Below are 23,093 nucleotides of genomic sequence, written 5' to 3'. Positions count from 1 at the left end.
CTTGTGGGCGTAAACGGGGCCCGGAGTGGCACCGGCACCTGGCGGCCTGACCGGGCGTTCTCTCAGCTCGCGTCCAGGGAGTGCCGCGTGGCGCGGGGGAGTCCGGCGACGACGAGGTCCCAGGAGTCCTCGATCAGGTCACGCACCATCGCCTCCGGCAGTGAGCCGTCCAGGGTCACGGTGTTCCAGTGCCGTTTGTTGAGGTGGTAGCCCGGCGTGATGGCCGGGTGCGCCGCCCGCAGCTGCACGGCCAGCGCGGGCTCGCACTTCAGGCTCACCTGGAGCGGTTCGCCGTCCAGCGCGCTGAACGCGAAGATCTTCCCGGCCACCTTGAACGTCGACAGCTCCGGGTTCCCGGGGAACGGGAACTCCTCGACGGCGCCGTTCAGCGCGAGGCAGGCCGTCCTGAGCTCATCGGGTGTCATACCGCCAGTATGCCGACGGGACAGGTCAGCTGTCCGCCGGAGCGGGGGCGTCGCCCCCGGTGCCCGCCTCCGGGGAGGTTCGTACCGGCTCCACCAGGACCGTGACGATGCGGTTGCGGCGGCCTGCCGGGGACTCGGCGGTCAGCCGCAGCCCGGTCAGCGTCGGGTCGGAGCGGTCCTCGGTGACATCGACCGTGGTGGCCGCACCGGCGATCGGCACCCGGCCCAGCGACTTGGCCAGCAGCCCGCCCACCGTCTCGACGTCCTCGTCGTCCAGGCCGGCCAGGTCGTAGAGCTCGCCGAGATCGCCCAGATCGAGCCGGGCGGTCACCCGGTAGCGGCCGTCGCCCAGATCCTCCACCGGAGGCAGCTCGCGGTCGTACTCGTCGGTGATCTCGCCGACGATCTCCTCCAGGATGTCCTCGATGGTCACCACCCCCGCCGTGCCACCGTACTCGTCGACGACGACGGCGACATGGATGCGGTCCTGCTGCATCTCGCGCAGCAGGTCACCCGCGTTCTTGGTGTCCGGCACGAAGGCCGCCGGACGCATCGCGGTGGAGACCACCTCGGTCTCGGCCTCCCGGCTGATGTGGACCTTCCGGGCCAGATCCTTGAGGTAGACGATGCCCACCACGTCGTCCTCGCTCTCACCGACGACCGGGATACGGGAGAAACCGGAGCGCAGAGCGAGCGTGAGCGCCTGGCGGACGGTCTTGTACCGCTCGACGGTGATCAGATCGGTGCGCGGCACCATCACCTCGCGCACCAGGGTGTCACCGAGCTGGAAGACGGAGTGGACCATCTTCCGCTCCTCCGCCTCGATCAGCGAATCCCGCTCCGCCACGTCGACAAGCGCCCGCAGCTCCGCCTCACTGGCGAACGGGCCCTTGCGGAAACCCTTGCCCGGCGTCAGCGCGTTACCGAGGAGGATCAGCAGCTGAGGCACCGGCCCCAGCACGCTCGCCAGCGGCACCAGCACATAGCTGGCGGCGGTCGCCGTGTTCAGCGGGTGCTGCCGGCCGATGGTGCGCGGTGAGACGCCCACCGCGACATACGACACCAGCACCATCACGCCGATCGCGACCGTCAGCGCCTCCCAGGTCTCCGAGAAATAGCGCAGAGCGGCATAGGTGACCAGCACTCCGGCCGCCATCTCGCTGGCCACCCGCAGCAGCAGCGCCAGATTGAGATAGCGCGTCGGGTCGGCGGCGACGGCCGCCAGCTTGCCCGCACCCCGCCGGCCGGTGCGGACGGCCTCCTCCGCCCGGTAGCTCGTCGTACGGGCGAGGCCCGCCTCCGCGCAGGCCGCCAGCCACGCGACAACCACCAGGGCGATCGCCGCGCCGATCAGACGCGCGGTCACGAGGTGGTGGTGGGAGCGGGCGAGGGCCCCTCGAGGCCCTGCTCGGCACGCCAGCCGTCGACGATCGCCGCCTGGAGACCGAACATCTCGGCCCGCTCGCCAGGCTCCTCGTGGTCGTAACCGAGCAGATGCAGCACGCCATGGACGGTGAGCAGCGCCAGCTCCTCGTCCATGGAGTGCTCCGTCGGCGCCTCGGCACCCTGCTTCTCGGCGACCTCCGGGCACAGCACGATGTCACCGAGGAGGCCCTGCGGCGGATCCTCCTCGTCCCGCGCGGGCGGCCGCAGCTCGTCCATCGGGAAGGACATCACATCGGTGGGACCCGGCAGATCCATCCACTGCAGGTGCAGCTGCTCCATGGCGTCGGAGTCCACGGCGATCACCGAGAGCTCGGAGAGCGGATGGATGCGCATCCGGGTCAGGGCGTACCGGGCGATGTCGAGGAGCGACTGCTCGTCGACCGTCCGGCCGGACTCGTTGTTGACTTCGATCGACATGAGGGCTTGGTCTCAGCGTTTTCCGTTACTCGGGGCGGTGCCGTCCGGCGACGTGCGGTCGTCGTAGCGTTCGTACGCGTCGACGATACGGCCCACGAGCTTGTGCCGGACGACGTCGGTGCTGGTGAGCCGGGAGAAGTGCACGTCCTCGACCCCCTCCAGGATCTCCTGCACCTGCCGCAGCCCGCTTCTCGTGCTGCCCGGCAGGTCCACCTGGGTGACGTCGCCGGTGATCACGATCTTGGATTCGAAACCGAGCCTGGTCAGGAACATCTTCATCTGTTCCGGGCTGGTGTTCTGCGCTTCGTCCAGGATGATGAAGGCGTCATTGAGCGTCCGCCCCCGCATGTAGGCCAGCGGAGCGACCTCGATCGTCCCCGCCGCCATCAGTCGGGGGATCGAATCCGGATCCAGCATGTCGTGCAGCGCGTCGTAGAGCGGACGCAGGTAGGGGTCGATCTTCTCGTAGAGCGTGCCGGGCAGGAAGCCGAGCCGCTCACCCGCCTCGACGGCGGGCCGGGTCAGGATGATCCGGTTGACCTGCTTGGACTGCAGCGCCTGCACCGCCTTGGCCATCGCCAGATACGTCTTCCCGGTGCCTGCCGGGCCGATGCCGAAGACGACGGTGTGCGCGTCTATCGCGTCGACGTACCGCTTCTGGTTGAGCGACTTGGGCCGGATGGTCCGGCCGCGGCTGGAGAGGATGTCCTGCGTGAGCACCTCGGCCGGGGCGGCGTGGCCCCCGCCCTCTCCGGCGTCCGACTTGCGGAGCATGGAGATCGTGCGCTCCACCGCGTCCTCGGTCATCGGCTGACCGGTGCGCAGCACCAGCATCATCTCGTCGAAGAGCCGCTGGATCAGCTCGACCTCCCGGCTTTCGCCGGTCGCCGTGATCTCGTTGCCCCGGACATGGATGTCCGTCTCGGGGAACGCCGTCTCGATGACACGCAGCAGGGAGTCGCCGGATCCCAGCACGGTCACCATCGGGTGCTTCGACGGGACGGCGAAGCGGGCGGTGTCTTGAGTCGTGGTTGTCTGCGTCATGGGCGGCCTCTGGGGCCTGCTCATCCCTCTCTTCGCTGCTGGGATCTGTATAGACCAGGGTACGACGCACCGCCGACATGCCCGAGTGGTTTTGCGGGGCACTTCTTCGTGCGGCAGCCGAGGGTCATGCGCGGAAGCCGATGGTGGGCACTGCGCGGCGGAGGGGCCAGGCGCGGGCGCAGCGGGGGAGGAGTGCGTCCAGGAAACCGTAGCGGCGCAGCGCCGCCGGGTCCTGGACGTCGTACGACCGCACGTGCTGGTACCAGGCGGCAACCTCGGCCCAGCCGGGAGCGGAGAGCGACCCGCCGAACTCCTGCACCGACAGCGCCGCCGTCAGCCCCGCGCACGCCAGTCGGTCGGCCAGTGGCCAGCCCGCCAGGGTGGCCATCACGAAGCCCGCCACGAAGACGTCCCCGGCACCTGTGGTGTCCAGTGCCTCGACCGCGATCGCGGGCACCTGCGCGGACTCGCCGGTGCCGCCGTCTACCGCGTAGGCGCCCTCCGCGCCCATCGTCACCACGGCCAGCGGGACCTGCTCGGCGAGCCGGTGCGCGGCGGCGCGCGGGCAGTCGGTACGGGTGTAGCTCATCGCCTCCACCGCGTTCGGCAGGAACGCGTCGCAGTGCGCCAGGTCGGGCAGCGCGCTCAAGTCCCAGCCGCCCGTCTCGTCCCATCCGATGTCGGCGAAGATCCGGCTGCCGCGCCTGGCCGCGGTGGCGATCCACTCCTGCGCCTCGCCGGGCACCAGCGAGGCGACACAGGCGCGGGCCGGCGGCGGGCATTCCCGGCCCCCCTCCAGCACCTCGTCCTTGGGCGGCGCCTCGTGCCCGTGCGAGATCATGGTGCGCTCGCCTTCGTAGGCCATGGAGACCGTCACCGGGGAGTGCCAGCCGGGCACGGTGTGCGACATCGACAGGTCGATGCCCTCGCCCTGCTCCAGGGCGTCCCGGCAGTAGTCGCCGTACATGTCGTCGCCGAAGGCCGCGGCGAGTGACGTACGCAGACCGAGCCGGGCCAGCGCGGTCGCCATGTTGGCGACACCGCCGGGGCTGGAGCCCATGCCGCGGGCCCAGGACTCGGTGCCGCGCACGGGCGCCGCGTCCAGCCCGGTGAAGACGATGTCGAGGAAGACCGTCCCGGTCAGATAGACGTCGCAGGCCGGATCCCCCGGGGCACGCAGCGCGGCGAGGGGGTCCAGGTGGCTGCGCCCCCCGGTCACGCTGCCCGGTGGAACGGCCGCGTGCGCGGTGCGCGCGTGCGCCCCGTGGGCGTGCGTGCCGTGTGCGTGAGGGGGGTGGTGTGTGTGGTGCTGCCTGTCGCCCGTGCTCACCGTGCTCTCTCCCGTCGTGCTCTGTGCCCAGTGTGCCCCCGTGTACGGCGACTGCCGCCCCCGGGCCGCCCATGAATTTCCGGCGGAGGCGGTTACCGGTCTCCGGATGCGCCCTGCCTACCGCTGTCTACCGCACGCCTCTGACAACGGCTCCATCCGGCGGGAACGCCGGTACGCACACGCCGGTACGCACATGCCGGTACGCACACGCGGGCACGCACACGCGGGTGCCCGCGCACCACCGACCCGGACAGGTCCTGGTGGCGCGCGGGCAGGACGTCAGTGAGTCACTCGGTGTGCGGTGCCAGCTGGGCCGCCTCGGCACCGATCGTCGTGGAGCCGCCGTGCCCCGGCCGTACGACCGTGTCGTCGGGCAGGATCAGCAGCCGTTCGCGGATCGACTCGAGGATGGTCGGATAGTCGGAGAACGACCGCCCGGTGGCCCCCGGCCCGCCCTGGAAGAGGGTGTCTCCGCTGAAGACCGTGCCCAGCTCAGGCACGTGCAGGCAGATGGCGCCCGGCGCGTGCCCCGGCGTGTGCAGCACCGTCAGGTCCGTACCGGCCACGGTCAGCACCCGGCCGTCCGTCAGCTCGCCGTCCGGCTCGCGGTCCGGATGGGCCAGCTTCCACAGCGGCAGGTCCTCCGGGTGCAGCAGCACGGGTGCGCCGGTGCGACGGGAGAGCTCCGGGGCCGCGCCGACATGGTCGTCGTGCGCGTGGGTGCAGATGATCGCGAGCAGCGTCCGGCCGTCCAGCGCCGTCGCGATGGCGTCGGCGTCGTGGGCCGCGTCGATCACGACGGCCTCCGTGTCGTCACCGACGATCCAGACGTTGTTGTCGACCTCCCAGGTGCCGCCGTCCAGCGAGAAGGTGCCGGAGGTGACCAGGTTCTCGATACGGGCGGCGCACATCAGAACACCACCACCGAGCGCAGGACATCGCCCGCGTGCATCCGCTCGAACGCCTGCTCCACGTCGTCGAGTCCGATCGTCTCGGTCACGAACGCCCCCAGGTCGAGGCGCCCCTGCCGGTGCAGATCGATGAGCATCGGGAAGTCGCGGGACGGCAGGCAGTCGCCGTACCAGGAGGACTTGAGTGAACCGCCGCGGCCGAAGACGTCGAGCAGCGGCAGTTCCAGCTTCATCTCCGGCGTGGGCACGCCGACCAGGACCACCGTCCCGGCCAGGTCCCGTGCGTAGAAAGCCTGTTCGTATGTCTCGGGGCGGCCCACGGCCTCGATCACGACGTCCGCGCCGAAGCCGCCGGTGAGCCCACGGATCGCCTCGACCGGGTCTTCCCGGCGGGAGTTGACGCTGTGCGTGGCGCCGATCTTCAGCGCCGTCTCCAGCTTGCGGTCGTCGATGTCGACCGCGATGATCCGGGCCGCGCCCGCCAGCCGCGCCCCGGCGACGGCCGCGTCACCGACGCCGCCGCAGCCGATGACCGCGACGGAGTCGCCGCGGCCCACCCCGCCGGTGTTGATCGCGGCGCCGATGCCCGCCATCACGCCGCAGCCCAGCAGCCCCGCCACCGCGGGGGAGACCTCGGCGTCGACCTTGGTGCACTGACCCGCCGCCACCAGGGTTTTCTCCGCGAACGCGCCGATGCCCAGCGCGGGGGAGAGCGGGGTGCCGTCCTTCAGTGTCATCGGCTGCCGCGCGTTGTGCGTGTCGAAGCAGTACCAGGGGCGGCCGCGCCGGCAGGCCCGGCACTGGCCGCACACGGCACGCCAGTTGAGGATGACGAAATCGCCCGGCACCACCTCCGTCACGCCCTCGCCGACGGATTCCACCCATCCGGCGGCCTCGTGCCCCAGCAGGAAGGGGAACTCGTCGTTGATACCGCCCTGCCGGTAGTGCAGGTCGGTGTGGCAGACACCGCAGGCCCGCACCTCCACCACGGCCTCGCCCGGGCCAGGGTCCGGCACGAGAATGGTCTCCGTACGGACCGGCTCGTCCTTGCCGCCCGCGATGACGCCGCGTACTTCCTGAGCCATGCTCACGCGCCCTCCTTGAGAACTCGGGTGATCAGAGTGCGCTGAGAGTCTGTCAGCCTCGGGTCGGCGCAGTACGCGATGGCACCGTCCACTTCGATCTCGTAGTTGAATCCGTCGGGAACGCCGATCGGGCGTTCCTCGCGGCCCTCGGACAGGGCTGTCCGGGTCAGCGAGGCCAGCTCGTCGGCGTCCGGACGGGCGCTGGTGTCGAGGGTGGCCCGGCGGGGCAGACCCCCGAATCCGCCGGTGCGGACAACGGTGATGCGCATGGGGCCATCCTCGCTCGCCCGCGGGCGGAAACTATAGGGCCTTTCCGGTGGACCTTTGAGGACCAGCCCGCGGCATCCGGTGCGCGCTCGCAAGGCGCAGGACCGCCCTCGTACGGGGTGTACCGCAAAGGCCCTAGGAGCCCTCGACGGCCGGGGTCTCTTCGGCGGTCCTGGAGCCCGCCGCGGGCGCCCGAGCCGCCCGGGTCGCCTCTGCCGGGGTGACACCCACCGCGGACCAGGAACGCAGTACGGCCGCCTCCTCGTCGCCCGCTCCGAAGCGGGCCCGCGCGGCGCTGAGGGTGGCCGCGGCGAAGTCGGCGAAGCCGGCGTCTGCCGCGAGCTCCTCGGAGGTGAGCGTGTCGTACCAGATCTGGCCCGCACGCTCCCAGGCATTGCCCCCCAGGTCCGTGGCGAGCGTGTAGAAGGCGTGGTTGGGGATGCCGGAGTTGATGTGCACCCCGCCGTTGTCGGACGAGGTGTGTACGTAGTCCTCCATGGTGGCGGGCTGCGGATCCTTGCCGAGGACATCGTCGTCGTACGCCGTGCCGGGAGCCTTGAGCGAGCGCAGCGCATCGCCCTGCACCCGGTCGGTGAACAGCTCCGCGCCCACCAGCCAGTCCGCCTGCTCCGCGGACTGGCCCTGCTCGTGCTGCTTGATCAGTGAACCGAAGACGTCCGAGACCGACTCGTTGAGCGCGCCGGACTGCCCGAGGTACTCCAGATTGGCCGTGTACTGCGTGACGCCGTGCGTCAGCTCGTGCCCGATGACGTCCAGGGCGAGGGTGAAGTCGCGGAAGACCTCGCCGTCGCCGTCGCCGAACACCATCCGCTCGCCGTCCCAGAAGGCGTTGCCGTACTCCTCGCCGTAGTGCACCGTCGCGTCCAGCGGCAGCCCGGCGCCGTCGATGGAGTCACGGGCGAAGGCGCTGAGGAACAGCTCGAAGGTCGCTCCGAGCCCGGTGTACGCGCGGTTGACGCTGGCGTCCCGGACCGGCTTGCCGCCCTCCGTGCGGACCCGCTTGCCGGGCAGCGTCTCCTTGTGCCGGGCGTCGTAGACGGTGCGCTGCGGCGCGGCCGCCGGTCCGGCCTGCCGGGGGACGGACGGCGCCGCGAGACCGCGCACGGCGGTGATCTGGCGGCGGGTGCGCTGCGCCGCGTCCCGCTCCAGGGTGCGGCGGGCGGGCCCGGCGAGGACAGGGTCCTCGGAACGGGCAAGCTGGTCCAGGACATGCGGCGGCACGATGCCGCAGCGGACCGGGTGGATGGGCCGGATGCGAGGGATCGGTGTGTTCATACCCGCCAAGGTGACACTGGGAGATCAGTCTGTCACTGGCTGCTGCGAGGATTCACGAAAAGGAGTTCATTGACGCGCTCCCGTCGCCTTCCGTCACCGCCGCCGGGGCACACTGCCCTCGAGCGCGTCCGCATAGTGATACGCGTGGGCGCATCCCGCATGCCTGCGGTTACGGTGTGGGCATCATGCGTTTCGGTCTGCTTCTCCTTAGCTGCCGCGGCGAGGGTCTGTAGTCGATCGGTCGGCACCCTCCCCGCGGAGTTCGGTGCTGCCACCGTCGGTCCCTTCAGCCACCCGCAGGAGCCCAGCGCATCATGACGTCATCACAGCCTTCGCACGCGTCTCCCCACGCCCGCCCCGTGTATCCCGACGCCGTCCGCCCCGCCACACCCCTCACCGCCGCGAGCGTCCGCCAGCGCCCGTCCGGCATGCCGGTGCACCGGTACGGCCAGTACGAGGCAGTCGACATCCCCGACCGCACCTGGCCCCAGAAGCGCGTCACCCAGGCCCCCCGCTGGCTCTCCACGGACCTGCGGGACGGCAACCAGGCGCTGATCGACCCGATGTCGCCCGCCCGTAAGCGCGCCATGTTCGACCTGCTGGTGTCGATGGGCTACAAGGAGATCGAGGTCGGCTTCCCCTCCTCCGGCCAGACCGATTTCGACTTCGTGCGCTCGATCATCGAAGAGGGCGCGATCCCCGAGGACGTGACCATCTCCGTCCTGACGCAGGCCCGCGAGGAACTGATCGAGCAGACCGTCAAGTCGCTGCGCGGGGCCCACCAGGCGACGGTGCATCTGTACAACGCCACCGCCCCCGTCTTCCGCGAGGTCGTCTTCCGGGGCTCCCGCGAAGAGGTCAAGCAGATCGCGGTGGACGGCACCCGGCTGGTCATGGAGTACGCCGAGAAACTGCTCGGCGAGGAGACGGTCTTCGGATACCAGTACAGCCCGGAGATCTTCACCGACACCGAGCTGGACTTCGCACTGGAGGTCTGCGAGGGCGTGATGGACGTCTGGCAGCCCGAGGAGGGCCGCGAGATCATCCTCAACCTGCCCGCGACGGTGGAACGTTCGACGCCCTCCACCCATGCCGACCGCTTCGAGTGGATGTCCCGGCACCTCTCACGCCGGGAGCACGTCTGCCTGTCCGTGCACCCGCACAACGACCGCGGTACCGCCGTCGCCGCCGCCGAGCTGGCCCTGATGGCGGGCGCGGACCGGATCGAGGGCTGCCTCTTCGGCCAGGGCGAGCGCACCGGCAACGTCGACCTGGTGACCCTGGGGATGAACCTCTTCTCCCAGGGCATCGACCCGCAGATCGACTTCTCGCGGATCGACGACATCAAGCGCACCGCCGAGTACTGCAACCAGATGGAGATCCACCCCCGGCACCCGTACGCGGGCGACCTCGTCTACACCGCCTTCTCCGGCTCCCACCAGGACGCCATCAAGAAGGGCTTCGAGGCGATGGAGGCCACCGCCGCCGAGCAGGGCACCCCGCTCGACGAGGCCGAGTGGGCGGTGCCGTACCTGCCCATCGACCCGAAGGACGTCGGGCGCTCCTACGAGGCCGTCATCCGGGTGAACTCCCAGTCGGGCAAGGGCGGTATCGCCTACGTCCTGAAGAGCGACCACGGCCTGTCCCTGCCGCGCCGCATGCAGGTCGAGTTCTCGAAGATCATTCAGGGCAAGACCGACACCGACGGCGGCGAGGTCACCCCGGCCGCCATCTGGGCCGCCTTCCAGGACGAATACCTGCCCACCCCGGAGGACAGCTGGGGCCGGATCGCGCTGCGCAGCGCCCAGACCTCCACCACCAGTGCGGGCCAGGACGCGCTCACCGTCGAGGCGCGGGTGGACGGCCGGGACACCGTCCTGACCGGTACGGGCAACGGTCCGCTGGCCGCGTTCGTCGACGCGCTGCGCGTCATCGACACCGAGGTACAGGTGCTGGACTACGTCGAGCACACGATGAGCGAGGGCGCGGGCGCGCTCGCCGCGTCCTACATCGAGTGCACCATCGGTGATCAGGTGCTGTGGGGTGTGGGCATCGACCCGAGCATCGTCCGCGCCTCCATCAAGGCCGTGACCTCGGCAGTCAACCGGGCGGCACGCGGCTGACCGCCCCGCCGCCCGCTCCGCCCCCACCGGTCGGCCGGTGGGGGCGGAGTCGTCTTCGCGTACGCCGCTCAGCGGGGGGTGCGGCCGTCCTTCCGGCTGAAGGCGCTGATCGCGCTGCCCGCGGTCCCGCGGGAGATCACCCGCGCGTCGCGCCGCGCGTCGCGCAGGGCGACGGCGCCGCTCCGGTGCGCCGCGCCGTGCTGGTTGCGCTCGCGGCGCCGGAGGACGGCGAGGCTCCAGCCGATGAGGCCCGCTGCCGCGCTCAGTAACACCACCATTAGCGCCATGTGTCCCAGCGTCGCAGGCCCGCCGTGGCATGGACAGATGCGTACAGGTCGGTACAGGCGCCGAGCCCCGCCGCGTCAACCGCGTTCGCGTGATTTACCCAAAGTGTCCGGTGGGGTGAAGCCGCACGTCAGGGCCGTGTGTGCGAGGGCTTTTCGGACAACTGCGCGCCAAGGTGCTGACGCGGTCTCGCGTCGGTGGTTAATATCACGTCAATCCGGCAACGTTGCCGAAGTGTTACGGAGGTGCGGCGCGGTGATGCTTTCCCGGGGCGGGCGAGGCTGGTCCCCACGCGTCGCAGGCATCCGTACGCGATGGCGCACCGTCGACGACGGCGAGTTCTTCTGCCCCGGCTGCGGGGGCGACCGCAACTACCGCCGCCGTACGGGCCGCCGCCGCTTCGTGCTGCTGGGCGTCCCCCTGCTGCCCCGGGGCACGGCCGGGCCGGTAGCCGAATGTGCCTCCTGCCGTGCGCACTTCGGCATCGAATGCCTGGACGGTCCCACCACCCAGCGGCTCTCCACGATGCTGCGCGACGCCGTCCACTCGGTCGCGCTCTCCGTGCTGGCGGCGGGCGGCACCGAGGCCTCCGCGAGCCGCGGGGCGGCTGTCGAGATGGTCCGCGCCGCCGGATTCCCCGACTGCACCGAGGAGCAGCTGCTCACGCTCCTCGCCGCGCTGCACGCGGACCAAGGGACGGCAGGGGACGACGCCGCCCAGGCTGAGCTGCGCGGGGCACTGCACCCGCTGGCTCCGCATCTTGCCGCCGCGGGGCGGGAGGCGCTACTGCTGCAGGGCGCCTCCGTCGCGCTCGCCGACGGGCCGTACCAGCCGGCCGAGCGCGAGGTGCTCGAGACCGTCGGGCAGGCGCTGACCATTCGCCCGGAGGACACCGAGCGGCTGCTCGCCGCTGCCCGCACTCTGTCCTGACGCCCGAGGGGTTCCGAGGCGCGGTGTTCCCGCCCCGCCGGGATGCCTCCCGGTTACTCCCCCGGGATTAGTCCCCGGGCCGTGCAACCCCCGGTAGTAACGGCCTCTTCGGTCGCACGGCCGATGAAGACCCCCCTCGCGCACGGAAATCTGTTAAGCGACAGACGTCAGGTGAACGAGGAGGGGCACTCATGGGGTCCGCAACGGAAGCACGCCGGGAGGCGGAGCCGGATCGGAACGGTCCGCCGCCAGAGCAAGACCGACGGCGCAGACGTGTCGTGCCCTGGGCGGTTCTCGCCCTGTGGGTGGCGGTCATCGCGCTCGCCGTGCCCTTCGCCGCGAAGCTCGCCGATGTGACGCGCGACGACGCGGTCGACTACCTGCCGGGGAGTGCGGACTCCACCCGCGTCCAGAAGCTGGTGGAGGATCTTCCGGGCGGCGACACCGTCGACATCATCCTGGTGCACCACCGCGAGGCCGGGCTGACCGCCGCCGACCGGGAGCTCGCCCGTGAACAGGTGGCGGAGATCGCCGGCGAGTACGAGCTCAAGGGCGACGCGACGCCCCAGGTGGTGCCCTCCGAGGACGGCACGGCGCTGATGACGGTCATGTCCATCACCGGGGAGTCGGGCGAGGAGCGGCGGATCGAGGCCGCCACCGGCATCCGCGACGGCCTGGGCGACGCGCCCGAGGGGCTCAGCGTGGAGGTCGGCGGCGCGGGGGCACTCGAGGCCGACATGGACGCCGTCTTCGAATCCATCGACGGCACACTCATGTACGGCACGGCCGCCGTTGTCGCGATCCTGCTGATCCTCACCTACCGCAGCCCGTTCCTGTGGCTGGTGCCGCTGGTCGTGGTGGGCGCGGCCACGTTCACCTCACAGGCCGTCACCTACGCCCTCGTCCAGGCGTTCGACCTGACCGTCACCGGTCTCAGCTCGGGCGTGATGACCATCCTCATCTTCGGAGCCGGTACGGACTACGCACTGCTGCTGGTCGCCAGATACCGCGAGGAACTGCGCCGTATCGAGCGTCCGTACGACGCGATGGCGGCAGCCCTGCGCGGCTGCGGCCCCGCCATCCTGGCATCGGCGGGCACCGTCACGCTGGGCCTGCTGTGCCTGCTCGTCGCCGACATGAACAGCAGCAACGGACTCGGCCCGGTCGGAGCGGTCGGTGTGGTCTGCGCGCTGGTGGCGATGATGACGCTGCTGCCCGCCATCCTGGTGCTGCTCGGGCGCGGCGTCTTCTGGCCGCTGGTGCCGCGTCACGGCGCGGAACCGTCCCAGCGGCGGTCCCTGTTCGCCGTGATGGGCACCTCGGCCAGCCGCCGCCCGGCGACGGTCCTGATCACCGGCATGGCGGTGCTGGGGGCCCTGGCGATCGGCATGCTCAACCTGCCCGGCACGCCCGCGCAGGAGGACACCTTCACCAACAAGCCGGAGTCGATCTCCGCCATGGAGACAGTCGGCGAGGCGTACCCCGGCTCCAACAGCCAGCCGATCACGGTGATGGCGAAGTCGGACGCGGCGGACACGGTGCTTGCGGAGGCGAGCCGGACGCCCGGCGTCGCCGATGTGGAGAAGGGGCGCAGCGGCGACGGCTGGACGGAGATCTCGGTCTTCGCCGAGGACAGGCCCGAGTCGGCCGGAGAGAAGGAAACGGTCCGGACCCTGCGCGCTGACCTGCACGCGCTGGAGGGCGCGGAAGCACTGGTGGGCGGCGACACCGCACAGCGGATCGACGAGGCGGACACGAACTCGGACGACCGGTGGAAGGTGATTCCGCTGGTGCTCGTGGTGGTGCTGCTCGTGCTCATCGCGTTGCTGCGCAGCCTGACGGCGCCGCTGGTGCTCATCGTCGCCGTGGCCGCCTCCTGGGGTGCGGCGATGGGGATCGGCGGGCTGGTCTTCGAACCGGTCTTCGGCTTCAGCGGAGTGGACGCCAGCCTGCCCCTGCTCGCCTTCGTCTTCCTGGTGGCCCTCGGCGTCGACTACGGAATCTTCCTGATGCACCGGATGCGGGAGGAGTCGCTGAAGGGCCTGGAGGTGCCGGACGCGGCGCTCAAGGCGCTGCGGACGACGGGCGGCGTCATCGCCTCGGCCGGGATCGTGCTGGCCGCGACGTTCAGCGTGCTGGCGACCATGCCGATGGTGCTGATGGCCGAGCTGGGCTTCATCATCGCGATCGGCGTCCTGCTGGACACCTTCGTGGTGCGCACCTACCTGGTCACCTCGGCGAGCCTGCTGCTGAAGCGGTGGGTGTGGTGGCCGGGACGGCTCTTCCACACGCAGGGCACCAGGACCGGCCCGCGCGGTGGTCCCCGTGCGTCCGAGGCGCCGGACGGCGTGCCCGACGAGAGGCCGGTCGCGACCCGGCAGGAAGTGGGCTGACGGGGTCGGAGAGCCCCAGGGGCGGGGTGGCGTCGCGAGGCGTCCACCCCGCCCTGCCCGCGCGCACAGCCGTACGGACAGTCGTACGGATTCACCTCCACACGCCCCCGCGATGACGCAGGATGAAGCCCGTGAACCCAGCCAGAGACCCGGTCACCGCCGCCCTCACCCGTGCGCTGATCCCGAGGCGGGCCACCGTCCGCAGCCTGCCCGGGAAGGATCTCGGCCTCGCCGCGATCCTGCTCGTGGTGCAGACCCTCCTGGCCGCCACGCTGCCCGAGAGCGACGGCAAACCGCCGAGCGTCGTCGGCTGGGCGCTGCTCACCGCCAGCGCGCTTGTGCTCATCTTCCGCAGACGGGCGCCCTGGCTGACGACCATGGCCGTGATCTGCCTGGTGGGGCCCTACCACTCGCTGGATTACGTGCACACCGCCGCCGTCCCGGCCGGACTGGCCGCGCTGGTCTCGCTCGCCATCCTCGGGCCGCCGACGCGGACCTTCCTCACCCTCGGCGGGGCGCTCAGCGTCATGGTGATGGTCATGTGGTCGGGCGGGCAGGCGCACGACGTGCCCGAGATGCTGCGCAGCTTCGGCTGGCTGCTCGCCTTCGTGCTGATCGGGGAGGCGGTGCGCATCCACCGCAACTACGTTTCCGCGATCGTCGAACGGGCGGAACGGGCGGAACGTACCCGGGAGGAGGAGGCCGCGCGGCGGGTCGCGGAGGAACGGCTGCGCATCGCCCGCGACCTGCACGACCTGCTCGCGCACAGCATCACCCTGATCGGCGTGCAGACCTCGGTGGCGGCTCACGTCCTCGTCGCCGACCCCGACCGGCTCGACCGGGAGACCCTCGCCCGTGCGCTGGACGGCATCGCCGACACCTGCCGCGACGCCCGCGCCGAGCTGCGCACCACCCTGGAGGTGCTGCGGGCTGACGATCCGTCGGGCGGGCAGGTGAACAGCGGCGGGCCGCTTCCCGGACTCTCCGGCGTGCCCGATCTGGTCCGCGCGGCCGAGGGCGCGGGGGCCAGGGTCGACCTGCGGCAGTATCCGGCCGATCCTGCTGCCACCGAACCTGCCGTGCAGGTCCCGGCGGTTGTCGGGGCCGCCGCGTACCGCATCGTGCAGGAGAGCCTGACGAACGCGGTACGGCACGCGGGCCCCGCGGTCGCGGTCAGCGTGGTGGTGGAGCGGATGAGCGCCGACGCCGCGCTGCGGGTCACCGTCCGCGACGACGGCGGCCCGGCGGCACGCCGCGCGACCGAGCTGCCCGACCGCCCGCCCGGCTTCGGCATCGCCGGGATGCGGGAGCGCGCCCGCAGCATCGGCGGCACCCTGGACGCCGCTCCGTGTCCGGACGGGCCCGGCTTCCGGGTGCGGGCCGTGCTGCCGCTGACGCCGGTGCCGGGCACGGCCGAGCGGTCGAGCGAGGCCCGCACGGCACCCGAGCCCGCCCTGGTCCCCGGACCCTCCGCGCCCGCACCCTCGCCGCCCGCACCCTCTGGACCCGCGTCATCCGCGTCCGCGTCCAGCTCCGTCCGAGAAGACCCCCCGAAAGGCACGCCATGAGCGCGACCAGCCCGCCGCAGCCGATCCGCGTGCTGCTGGCCGACGACCAGACCCTCGTACGTGCCGCCTTCGCCATGCTCATCGAGTCCGCTCCCGACATGGTTGTCGTCGGCGAGGCCGGGACCGGCCGCCAGGCCGTGACCATGGCCCGGAGCGCCTTGGCCGACGTCGTCGTGATGGACATCCGGATGCCCGACCTGGACGGCATAGAGGCGACCCGCCTGATCGCCGCCGATGAGGATCTGGCCGGGGTGCGGGTACTCGTGCTCACCACCTACGACACCGACGGGCATGTCGTCGACGCGCTGCGCGCCGGGGCGTCCGGCTTTCTTGTCAAGGACACCAGGCCCGCCGACCTGCTGGACGCGATCCGCACGGTCTCCGCAGGGGAGGCGCTGCTGTCGCCGGGGCCGACCGCGCGGCTCATCGCACGCGTGCTGCGCGCCCCCGAGGCCCCCGCGCCCGGCGGCCCCCTGCCGGACGCGCTGGCCGCGCTCTCCGCCCGCGAACGGCAGGTTCTCGGCCTGGTGGCGCGGGGGCTGAACAACACCGAGGTTGCCGAGTCGCTGGGGCTGAGCCCGCTCACCGCCAAGACCCACGTCAGCCGGATCATGGGCAAGCTGGCCGTCCGGGACCGGGCGCAGCTCGTCATCGCCGCGTACGAATCCGGGCTGGTGACTCCGGGAGCCTCCACCTGAGCGAGAATGCAGGCATGCCGCACTCTTCCGGGGACCGATCCCGCCGCTCCGGGCGCACCCTGCCATGAGCCTCTTCCGTGACGACGGGGTCGTCCTGCGCACCCAGAAGCTGGGCGAGGCGGACCGGATCATCACCCTGCTCACCCGCGGCCACGGCCGGGTGCGAGCGGTGGCGCGCGGCGTGCGGCGCACCAAGTCGAAGTTCGGGGCCCGGCTGGAGCCCTTCTCCCATGTGGACGTGCAGTTCTTCGCGCGCGGCAGTGAGCTGATCAGCCGCGGCCTGCCGCTCTGCACACAGACGGAGACCATCGCCCCGTACGGCAGCGGCATCGTCGGCGACTACGACCGCTACACCGCCGGTACGGCCATGCTGGAGACCGCCGAGCGGTTCACCGACCAGGAGGGCGAACCAGCGGTGCAGCAGTATCTGCTGCTCGTCGGCGGCCTGCGCACCCTCGCCGCCGGCGAGCACGGCCCCGGGCTGGTGCTGGACGCCTTCCTGCTCCGCTCCCTCGCCGTCAACGGCTACGCGCCCAGCTTCGGCGACTGCGCCCGGTGCGGGCTGCCGGGCCCCAACCGCTTCTTCTCCGTCGCCGCGGGCGGCACCGTGTGCGGGGACTGCCGGGTCCCCGGCAGCGTGCTGCCCTCGCCCGAGGCGCTGCGCCTGCTGGGCGCGCTGCTGACCGGCGACTGGGCGACGGCCGACGCGACCGAGGCCCGGCACACGCGAGAGGGGAGCGGGCTGGTCTCCGCGTATCTGCACTGGCATCTGGAGCGCGGGCTGCGCTCGCTGCGTTACGTACGCTGAGCCCTGCCCCCCCCCGCCCAGGGGCCACCGAGCCCCGGAACCGGCGCGCCGCACAGACGATAGGCTCGGCAGCCTGATCCCTGAGGCCCCGTACGACCCGATGGAGCTGAGCCCGCATGGCCCGTCGCGGAATGCTGTCCCGGCAGCGTCGCGTGTCCGACTACGCAGTCCCCGAGCCGCACCCCTCCGGTGCCCGGCCGCCCCGTATCCCCGGTGAGCTGGTGCCGGGCCATGTGGCGGTGGTGATGGACGGCAACGGGCGGTGGGCCAAGGAGCGCGGGCTGCCGCGTACCGAGGGGCACAAGGTCGGTGAGGGCGTCGTCATGGACGTGCTCAAGGGCTGTCTGGAAATGGGCGTCCGCAACCTGTCCCTCTACGCCTTCTCCACCGAGAACTGGAAGCGCTCGCCCGACGAGGTGCGCTTCCTGATGAACTTCAACCGCGATGTCATCCGCCGCCGCCGGGACGAGATGAACGAGCTGGGCATCCGCATCCGCTGGGTGGGCCGGATGCCGAAGCTGTGGAAGTCGGTGGTGCAGGAGCTCCAGGTCGCGCAGGAGCAGACCCAGGACAACGACGCCATGACGCTCTACTTCTGCGTGAACTACGGCGGCCGTGCGGAGATCGCCGACGCCACGAAGGCGCTCGCGGAGGACGTACACGCGGGGCGGCTCGACCCGGCGAAGGTCAACGAGAAGACACTCGCCCGCTACCTGTACTACCCGGACATGCCGGACGTGGATCTCTTCCTGCGGCCCTCCGGGGAGCAGCGCATCTCCAACTACCTGCTCTGGCAGAGCGCGTACGCGGAGATGGTCTTCCAGGACGTGCTGTGGCCGGATTTCGACCGCCGCAACCTGTGGGCCGCCTGCCTGGAGTACGCCCGGCGTGACCGGCGCTTCGGCGGCGCGGCCGACCCGGCGGTGGAGCCGCCGGCCTAGGGCGCGCACGCCACTCGCACCGGCCGCCGCGCCCGGCGGTCTACCGGGGGGCGCAGTCCCCGCAGGTGCCGAAGATCTCGACGGTGTGGCCGACATCGACGAAGCCGTGCTCCGCGGCGATCGACTCGGCCCACTTCTCCACGGCCGGTCCCTCCACCTCGACGGCCTTGCCGCAGTGCCTGCAGACCAGGTGGTGGTGATGGTCGTCGCTGTGGCAGCGGCGGTAGACCGATTCGCCCTCGTCGGTGCGCAGCACGTCCACCTCGCCGGCGTCGGCGAGGGACTGCAGGGTGCGGTAGACGGTGGTCAGACCGACCGAATCACCGCGGTGCTTGAGCATGTCGTGCAGTTCCTGCGCGCTGCGGAACTCCTCGACCTCCGCCAGCGCCGACGCCACGGCAGCACGCTGCCTGGTCGACCGTCCGCGTACGGGGGGACCTGCGGTGGTCACCGTCGCCTCCTCCACTCGTCGACTGCTCTTCGGACCGGCTCGCCATTGTGCCAGGTGTATCGGGCGGAAACCGGTGGCAGTCGTTACGCCGTCACGCCCTCACCGGTGTGTACTCCTCTTCCAGGGTGCCTGTCCCGCCGTCCGCCGCAGCACGCTTCGCACGTCTGCGCGCCAGCGGCGTGGCCAGTACCGTCACCACAACGAAGAGCCCGATGGCGATCAGCACGATGCTGGCGCCCGGGGGCACGTCCGCGTGGTACGAGAGGGTGGTGCCGGAAAGTGTCACCAGCACCCCGAACAGCACCGACAGCCCGAGCGTCGTCGCGAAGCCGCGGGTGGCCTGCTGCGCGGTGGCTACCGGGATCACCATCAGGGCGCTGACCAGCAGCAGTCCGACGACCCGCATCGACACCGTGACGGTGACCGCCGCGGTGACCGCGAGCAGCAGGTTCAGCAGCCGCACCGGCAGGCCGGTCACCCGGGCGAACTCCTCGTCCTGGCAGATGGCGAAGAGCTGCCGCCGCAGGCCCACGCAGACGAGCAGCACGGCCGCGGACAGGCACACGATGTTGATGAGGTCGGGCTGCGAGACGGTGGTGATCGAACCGAACAGATAGGTGACGAGGTTGGCGTTGGAGCCGTTCGGGGCGAGATTGATGATCATGACGCCGCCGGCCATGCCGCCGTAGAAGAGCAGGGCGAGCGCGAGATCGCCGCGCGTCTTGCCGTACCAGCGGATCAGCTCCATGCCCATCGCGCCGAGGGAGGCGACCAGCACCGCCATCCACACGGGGCTGGTGCTGAGCAGGAAGCCGAGGGCGACACCGGTGAGCGCGACGTGGCCGATGCCGTCGCCCATGAGCGCCTGCCGCCGCTGGACCAGATAGATCCCGACGGCCGGTGCCGCGATGCCGACGACGAGCGCGGCCAGCAGCGCCCGCTGCATGAATTCGTACCCGAGCATCTCGGTCATGACAGCAGCCCGGTCTCGATCTTGGAGGCGGGATCGGCCTCGTTCGTGTCGTGGGGGTGGCAGGCAAGGTCGTGCAGCCGCTCCGGATGGTCGACGCGCTCGACCCGTCCCTCGTGCAGCACCACCGCACGGTCGATCAGCGGGGCCAGCGGACCCAGCTCGTGCAGCACCAGCAGCACCGAGGTGCCGTTCCGGGTCTGCTCGGCCAGCGCGTCGGCGAGCACCTGCTGGCTGGCCAGGTCCACCCCGGCGAGGGGCTCGTCCATGATCAGCACGTCGGGTTCGCCCGCGAGCGCGCGGGCGATCAGGACCCGCTGGTGCTGGCCGCCGGAGAGCGCGTTCACCGAGTCCCCGGCCCGGCTCTCCATCCCGACGAGCCGCATCGCGGCGTTCACCGCCTCCTTGTCCGCGCGGTTGAGCGGGCGCAGCCGGGCGCGCGCGAGCCGCCCGGAGGAGACCACCTCGCGTACGGTCGCGGGGACGCCGCTGGCGGCCGTGGAACGCTGCGGTACGTAGCCGACCCGCCGCCAGTCGCGGAAGCGTGCGAGCGGCTTGCCGAACAGCTCCAGCGTGCCCGAGGTCACGGGGATCTGGCCGATGACCGCCCGCACGGTGGTGGACTTCCCCGAGCCGTTCGGGCCGAGCAGTGCGACGACCTCGCCGCGCTCCACGGTCAGATCCAGCCCCCGCAGCACCGGCCGCGAGCCGAGCGACGCGGTGGCACCGCGCAGCGATATGACGGGCTCCTGTGACTTCATGGGGTGTCTCCTTCGCGCCGGGTCACGCCGGGTGCCGTACGGGTGCCGCACGGGTCACTTCGCGTCGAGTGCGGTTCGCAGAGCGGCCAGGTTCGCGCGCATGACCGAGAAGTAGTCATCCTTCTCGGCGTCCTGGACGGACTCGAGCGGGCTGAGGACGCCGGTCTTGAGGTCGAGGTCCTCGGCGAGCGTCTTCGCGGTCGCGTCGCTCGCGTTGCTCTCGAAGAAGACCGTGCTGACGTCGTCCTCCCTGGCGACCTTGTGCAGCTCCTTCATGTGCGCGCCGCTCACCGAACCGGATTCCGGGTCCACGCCGGAGATGGCCTCCTCGTGCAGGCCGTAGCGCTCGGCGAGGTAGCCGAAGGCGGCGTGGGTGGTGATGAAGGTGTCGGTCTTCTTCGTCTCGAGGCCGCTCTTGAAGTCCTTGTCCAGCGTGGTGAGCCGCTTGACGAGGGCGGCGGTGCGCTTCTCGTAGTAGGCCTTGTGCTCCGGGTCGGCCTTGGCGAGCTGGGTGCCCACGCCCTCGGCGACCTCGGCATAACGCGTGGGGTCGAGCCAGATGTGCGGGTCGGCGCTGCCCGCGCTGTGGTCGTGGCCCTCATGGCCCTCTTCCTCCTCGGCGTGCTCCTCCTCGCCGTGCCCGTGCTCCTCCTCGCCGTGCTCCTCCTCGCCGTGCTCCTCCCCAGCGTGCTCCTCTTCGCCGTGCACTGCCTCGCCGTGCTCTTCGAGCTCGGTGAAGGAGGTGGCCTCGGCCTTGTACTTGACCTCGGACTGCTCGACGGCCGTGTCGACCGCGGGCTGGAGACCCTTGAGGTAGACGACGAGATCGGCCTCGCCCAACTCGCCGACCTGCTTGGGGGAGAGCTCCAGATCGTGCGGCTCGCCGCCCGGCTTGGTCAGGGCCGAAACCGAGACGTGCTCTCCGCCGATCTCCTTGGCGAGGAATTCCATGGGATAGAACGACGCGACGACGCTCACCTTTCCGCCATCGCCGGAAGAGTCGCTGCCGCAGGCGGAGAGTGTGACGGCGGCGAGTGCGAGGGCTCCGGCGGTGGCGGTGCTGCGTATGAGAGGGCGTCTGGTGTTCATGACACTCATTTTCACCTCTAATGGAAACCATAGTCAACTGACACGGGGGTCCCACGGGTGTGACATGGTCGGCGCACGCGAGTAGCCGGGGGCGTGGCGGGCGAATCGGTGTGCAGACCAAACCGATTTGATCCGGGCCCCTCCCTCGCCGGTAATCTGAGGTATTCCGTCGTCGTTGATGAAGAGAGCACCGTGGCCGCCGACAAGACCGAGACCATCGTCAGCCTGAGCAAGCGCCGTGGCTTTGTGTACCCGTGCAGTGAGATCTACGGCGGTCAGCGCGCCGCCTGGGACTACGGGCCGCTGGGTGTGGAGCTCAAGGAGAACATCAAGCGCCAGTGGTGGCGCTCCATGGTCACTTCGCGCGACGATGTGGTCGGAATCGACTCTTCGGTGATCCTGGCCCCCGAGGTCTGGCAGGCATCGGGCCATGTCGCCACCTTCACCGATCCGCTCACCGAGTGCACCTCCTGCCACAAGCGCTTCCGCGCCGACCACCTGGAGGAGGCGTACGAGGCCAAGCACGGCCGTCCGCCCGCCGCCGGTCTGGCCGACATCAACTGCCCGCACTGCGGGAACAAGGGCGCCTTCACGGAGCCCAAGCAGTTCTCCGGTCTGCTCTCCACCCACCTCGGCCCGACCCAGGACTCCGGCTCGGTCGCCTATCTGCGCCCCGAGACGGCCCAGGGCATCTTCACCAACTTCGCCTCCGTGCAGCAGACGTCGCGGAAGAAGCCGCCGTTCGGCATCGCGCAGACCGGTAAGTCCTTCCGGAACGAGATCACTCCGGGTAACTTCATCTTCCGGACGCGTGAGTTCGAGCAGATGGAGATGGAGTTCTTCGTCAAGCCGGGCGAGGACGAGGAGTGGCACGAGTACTGGATGGAGCAGCGCTGGAACTGGTACCGGGACCTCGGTATCCAGGAGGCGAACATCCGCTGGTACGACCACCCGGCGGAAAAGCTGTCGCACTACTCCAAGCGCACGGCCGACATCGAGTACCGCTTCAACTTCGGCGGCACCGAGTTCTCCGAGCTCGAAGGCGTGGCCAACCGCACCGACTTCGACCTGCTCGCGCACTCCAAGGCGTCCGGCCAGGACCTGTCGTACTTCGACCAGGAGGCCGGCGAGCGCTGGACTCCCTACGTCATCGAGCCCGCGGCCGGTCTCAACCGGGCGATGCTCGCCTTCATGCTCGACTCCTACACGGAGGACGAGGCGCCCAACGCCAAGGGCAAGATGGAGAAGCGCATCGTGATGCGCCTCGACCCGAGGCTGGCCCCGGTCAAGGTCGCGGTGCTGCCGCTGTCGCGCAACGAGCGGCTGTCGCCGAAGGCGCGCGGCCTCGCGGAGGCGCTGCGCAAGCACTGGAACATCGAGTTCGACGACGCCGGTGCGATCGGCCGCCGCTACCGCCGTCAGGACGAGATCGGCACGCCGTTCTGTGTGACCGTCGACTTCGACACCCTGGACGACAACGCGGTGACCGTGCGCGAGCGCGACACCATGAAGCAGGAGCGCGTCTCGCTGGACCAGATCGAGGGCTACCTCGCCAGCAGGCTCATCGGCTGCTGACCACGAGCTTCCGGTTCTCCGGTCGCGCGCGCCGGGGCCCGGCTTCCCTCCGGAAGCCGGGCCCCGCCGCATGTTGCGGCATCGGGGTCTGCCGGGTGGGTCGTGCCGGAACCCGGAGGATCCACCCGAGTGACCCCAGGAACGTCTGCCGCCGCCGGAGCGTTTCCCGGGGGTGCGCCCGGCCCCGGGCCGTTGGACGTCATCGGTAACGAGCCCGAGGACCTAGTGGACACTTCGCAGGATGCCGCCGCCCGCACCGCTGCCGACTCAGCCAGGGACA

Annotated in this window: 22 protein-coding genes; 8 read left to right on the top strand and 14 right to left on the bottom strand. The window is 70.8% G+C overall.

Going from position 1 to position 23,093, the window contains the following annotated elements:
* Positions 1-62 precede the first annotated feature (62 nt).
* The 9 genes from LHJ74_RS10700 to LHJ74_RS10660 form a co-directional block, all read right to left on the bottom strand.
* Positions 63-425: an MmcQ/YjbR family DNA-binding protein gene (locus LHJ74_RS10700; RefSeq protein ID WP_260217671.1), complete on the bottom strand. Its 363-nt coding sequence runs from the start codon at positions 423-425 to the stop codon at positions 63-65.
* A 25-nt stretch (positions 426-450) separates the two neighbouring features.
* Positions 451-1,791: a hemolysin family protein gene (locus LHJ74_RS10695; protein WP_260217670.1), complete on the bottom strand. Its 1,341-nt coding sequence runs from the start codon at positions 1,789-1,791 to the stop codon at positions 451-453.
* Complete coding sequence (ybeY, locus tag LHJ74_RS10690) at positions 1,788-2,288, bottom strand: rRNA maturation RNase YbeY (protein ID WP_260217669.1); 501 nt, start codon at positions 2,286-2,288, stop codon at positions 1,788-1,790. The genes LHJ74_RS10695 and ybeY overlap by 4 nt, the downstream gene beginning before the upstream one ends.
* A 12-nt stretch (positions 2,289-2,300) precedes the next feature.
* Positions 2,301-3,332 carry a PhoH family protein gene (locus LHJ74_RS10685; protein WP_260217668.1) on the bottom strand — a complete coding sequence of 344 codons (1,032 nt, stop codon included), beginning with the start codon at positions 3,330-3,332 and terminating at the stop codon, positions 2,301-2,303.
* Between the two features lie 124 nt (positions 3,333-3,456).
* Positions 3,457-4,551, bottom strand: coding sequence for a carbohydrate kinase family protein (locus LHJ74_RS10680; protein WP_260217667.1), 1,095 nt, complete (start codon positions 4,549-4,551; stop codon positions 3,457-3,459).
* Positions 4,552-4,949: 398 nt separating this feature from the next.
* Positions 4,950-5,573, bottom strand: coding sequence for an MBL fold metallo-hydrolase (locus LHJ74_RS10675; RefSeq protein WP_260217666.1), 624 nt, complete (start codon positions 5,571-5,573; stop codon positions 4,950-4,952).
* Entirely contained in the window at positions 5,573-6,658 is a 1,086-nt protein-coding gene (locus LHJ74_RS10670) for an S-(hydroxymethyl)mycothiol dehydrogenase (RefSeq protein ID WP_260217665.1), read from the bottom strand. Before LHJ74_RS10670 ends, LHJ74_RS10675 begins: the two co-directional genes overlap by 1 nt.
* 2 nt (positions 6,659-6,660) lie before the next feature.
* A complete protein-coding gene (locus LHJ74_RS10665; RefSeq protein WP_260217664.1) occupies positions 6,661-6,927 on the bottom strand; it encodes a protealysin inhibitor emfourin in 267 nt (88 codons plus the stop codon).
* A 133-nt stretch (positions 6,928-7,060) separates the two neighbouring features.
* Entirely contained in the window at positions 7,061-8,221 is a 1,161-nt protein-coding gene (locus LHJ74_RS10660) for a M4 family metallopeptidase (protein ID WP_260217663.1), read from the bottom strand.
* A 314-nt stretch (positions 8,222-8,535) separates the two neighbouring features.
* Here LHJ74_RS10660 and leuA point away from each other — a divergent pair, with 314 nt between their 5' ends.
* Positions 8,536-10,344 (top strand): 2-isopropylmalate synthase, encoded by a 1,809-nt coding sequence (leuA, locus tag LHJ74_RS10655; RefSeq protein ID WP_260217662.1) that lies wholly within the window; start codon positions 8,536-8,538, stop codon positions 10,342-10,344.
* Positions 10,345-10,412: 68 nt separating this feature from the next.
* On the opposite strand, the gene LHJ74_RS10650 is transcribed toward leuA, so the two are convergent.
* Complete coding sequence (locus LHJ74_RS10650; protein ID WP_260217661.1) at positions 10,413-10,631, bottom strand: hypothetical protein; 219 nt, start codon at positions 10,629-10,631, stop codon at positions 10,413-10,415.
* Positions 10,632-10,887: 256 nt separating this feature from the next.
* Here LHJ74_RS10650 and LHJ74_RS10645 point away from each other — a divergent pair, with 256 nt between their 5' ends.
* The 6 genes from LHJ74_RS10645 to LHJ74_RS10620 all read left to right on the top strand — a co-directional run bounded on the left by LHJ74_RS10645 (position 10,888) and on the right by LHJ74_RS10620 (position 17,967).
* The gene (locus tag LHJ74_RS10645; RefSeq protein WP_260217872.1) at positions 10,888-11,559 is read left to right on the top strand and encodes a tellurite resistance TerB family protein; all 672 of its coding nucleotides are present in this window, start codon (positions 10,888-10,890) and stop codon (positions 11,557-11,559) included.
* A gap of 191 nt (positions 11,560-11,750) precedes the next feature.
* Positions 11,751-13,952: an MMPL family transporter gene (locus LHJ74_RS10640; RefSeq protein WP_375546715.1), complete on the top strand. Its 2,202-nt coding sequence runs from the start codon at positions 11,751-11,753 to the stop codon at positions 13,950-13,952.
* A gap of 131 nt (positions 13,953-14,083) precedes the next feature.
* Positions 14,084-15,520: a sensor histidine kinase gene (locus LHJ74_RS10635; protein ID WP_446033483.1), complete on the top strand. Its 1,437-nt coding sequence runs from the start codon at positions 14,084-14,086 to the stop codon at positions 15,518-15,520.
* Positions 15,517-16,218 carry a response regulator gene (locus tag LHJ74_RS10630; protein WP_260217659.1) on the top strand — a complete coding sequence of 234 codons (702 nt, stop codon included), beginning with the start codon at positions 15,517-15,519 and terminating at the stop codon, positions 16,216-16,218. Before LHJ74_RS10635 ends, LHJ74_RS10630 begins: the two co-directional genes overlap by 4 nt.
* Positions 16,219-16,282: 64 nt before the next feature.
* Entirely contained in the window at positions 16,283-17,026 is a 744-nt protein-coding gene (gene recO, locus LHJ74_RS10625) for a DNA repair protein RecO (RefSeq protein WP_260217658.1), read from the top strand.
* A 116-nt stretch (positions 17,027-17,142) separates the two neighbouring features.
* Positions 17,143-17,967, top strand: coding sequence for an isoprenyl transferase (locus LHJ74_RS10620; protein WP_260217657.1), 825 nt, complete (start codon positions 17,143-17,145; stop codon positions 17,965-17,967).
* A 40-nt stretch (positions 17,968-18,007) separates the two neighbouring features.
* Here LHJ74_RS10620 and LHJ74_RS10615 read toward each other — a convergent pair whose 3' ends face one another.
* The 4 genes from LHJ74_RS10615 to LHJ74_RS10600 all read right to left on the bottom strand — a co-directional run bounded on the left by LHJ74_RS10615 (position 18,008) and on the right by LHJ74_RS10600 (position 21,238).
* The gene (locus LHJ74_RS10615; protein WP_260217656.1) at positions 18,008-18,418 is read right to left on the bottom strand and encodes a Fur family transcriptional regulator; all 411 of its coding nucleotides are present in this window, start codon (positions 18,416-18,418) and stop codon (positions 18,008-18,010) included.
* Positions 18,419-18,509: 91 nt separating this feature from the next.
* Positions 18,510-19,391, bottom strand: coding sequence for a metal ABC transporter permease (locus tag LHJ74_RS10610; RefSeq protein ID WP_260217655.1), 882 nt, complete (start codon positions 19,389-19,391; stop codon positions 18,510-18,512).
* Entirely contained in the window at positions 19,388-20,149 is a 762-nt protein-coding gene (locus LHJ74_RS10605; protein WP_260217654.1) for a metal ABC transporter ATP-binding protein, read from the bottom strand. The genes LHJ74_RS10610 and LHJ74_RS10605 overlap by 4 nt, the downstream gene beginning before the upstream one ends.
* A gap of 54 nt (positions 20,150-20,203) precedes the next feature.
* On the bottom strand, positions 20,204-21,238 hold the full coding sequence (locus LHJ74_RS10600) for a metal ABC transporter substrate-binding protein (protein WP_260217653.1): 1,035 nt from the start codon (positions 21,236-21,238) through the stop codon (positions 20,204-20,206).
* 192 nt (positions 21,239-21,430) lie between these two features.
* Between LHJ74_RS10600 and LHJ74_RS10595 the strand changes: the two genes are divergently transcribed.
* Positions 21,431-22,813 (top strand): glycine--tRNA ligase, encoded by a 1,383-nt coding sequence (locus LHJ74_RS10595; protein WP_260217652.1) that lies wholly within the window; start codon positions 21,431-21,433, stop codon positions 22,811-22,813.
* Positions 22,814-23,093 lie beyond the last annotated feature (280 nt).

Origin of the sequence: Streptomyces gossypii (genome assembly GCF_025165795.1) — a bacterium.
Classification (GTDB): Bacteria; Actinomycetota; Actinomycetes; order Streptomycetales; family Streptomycetaceae; genus Streptomyces; species Streptomyces gossypii.
The sequence above is the reverse complement of the archived record's forward strand: the minus strand, read 5'-3'. Positions and strand labels throughout refer to the sequence as shown.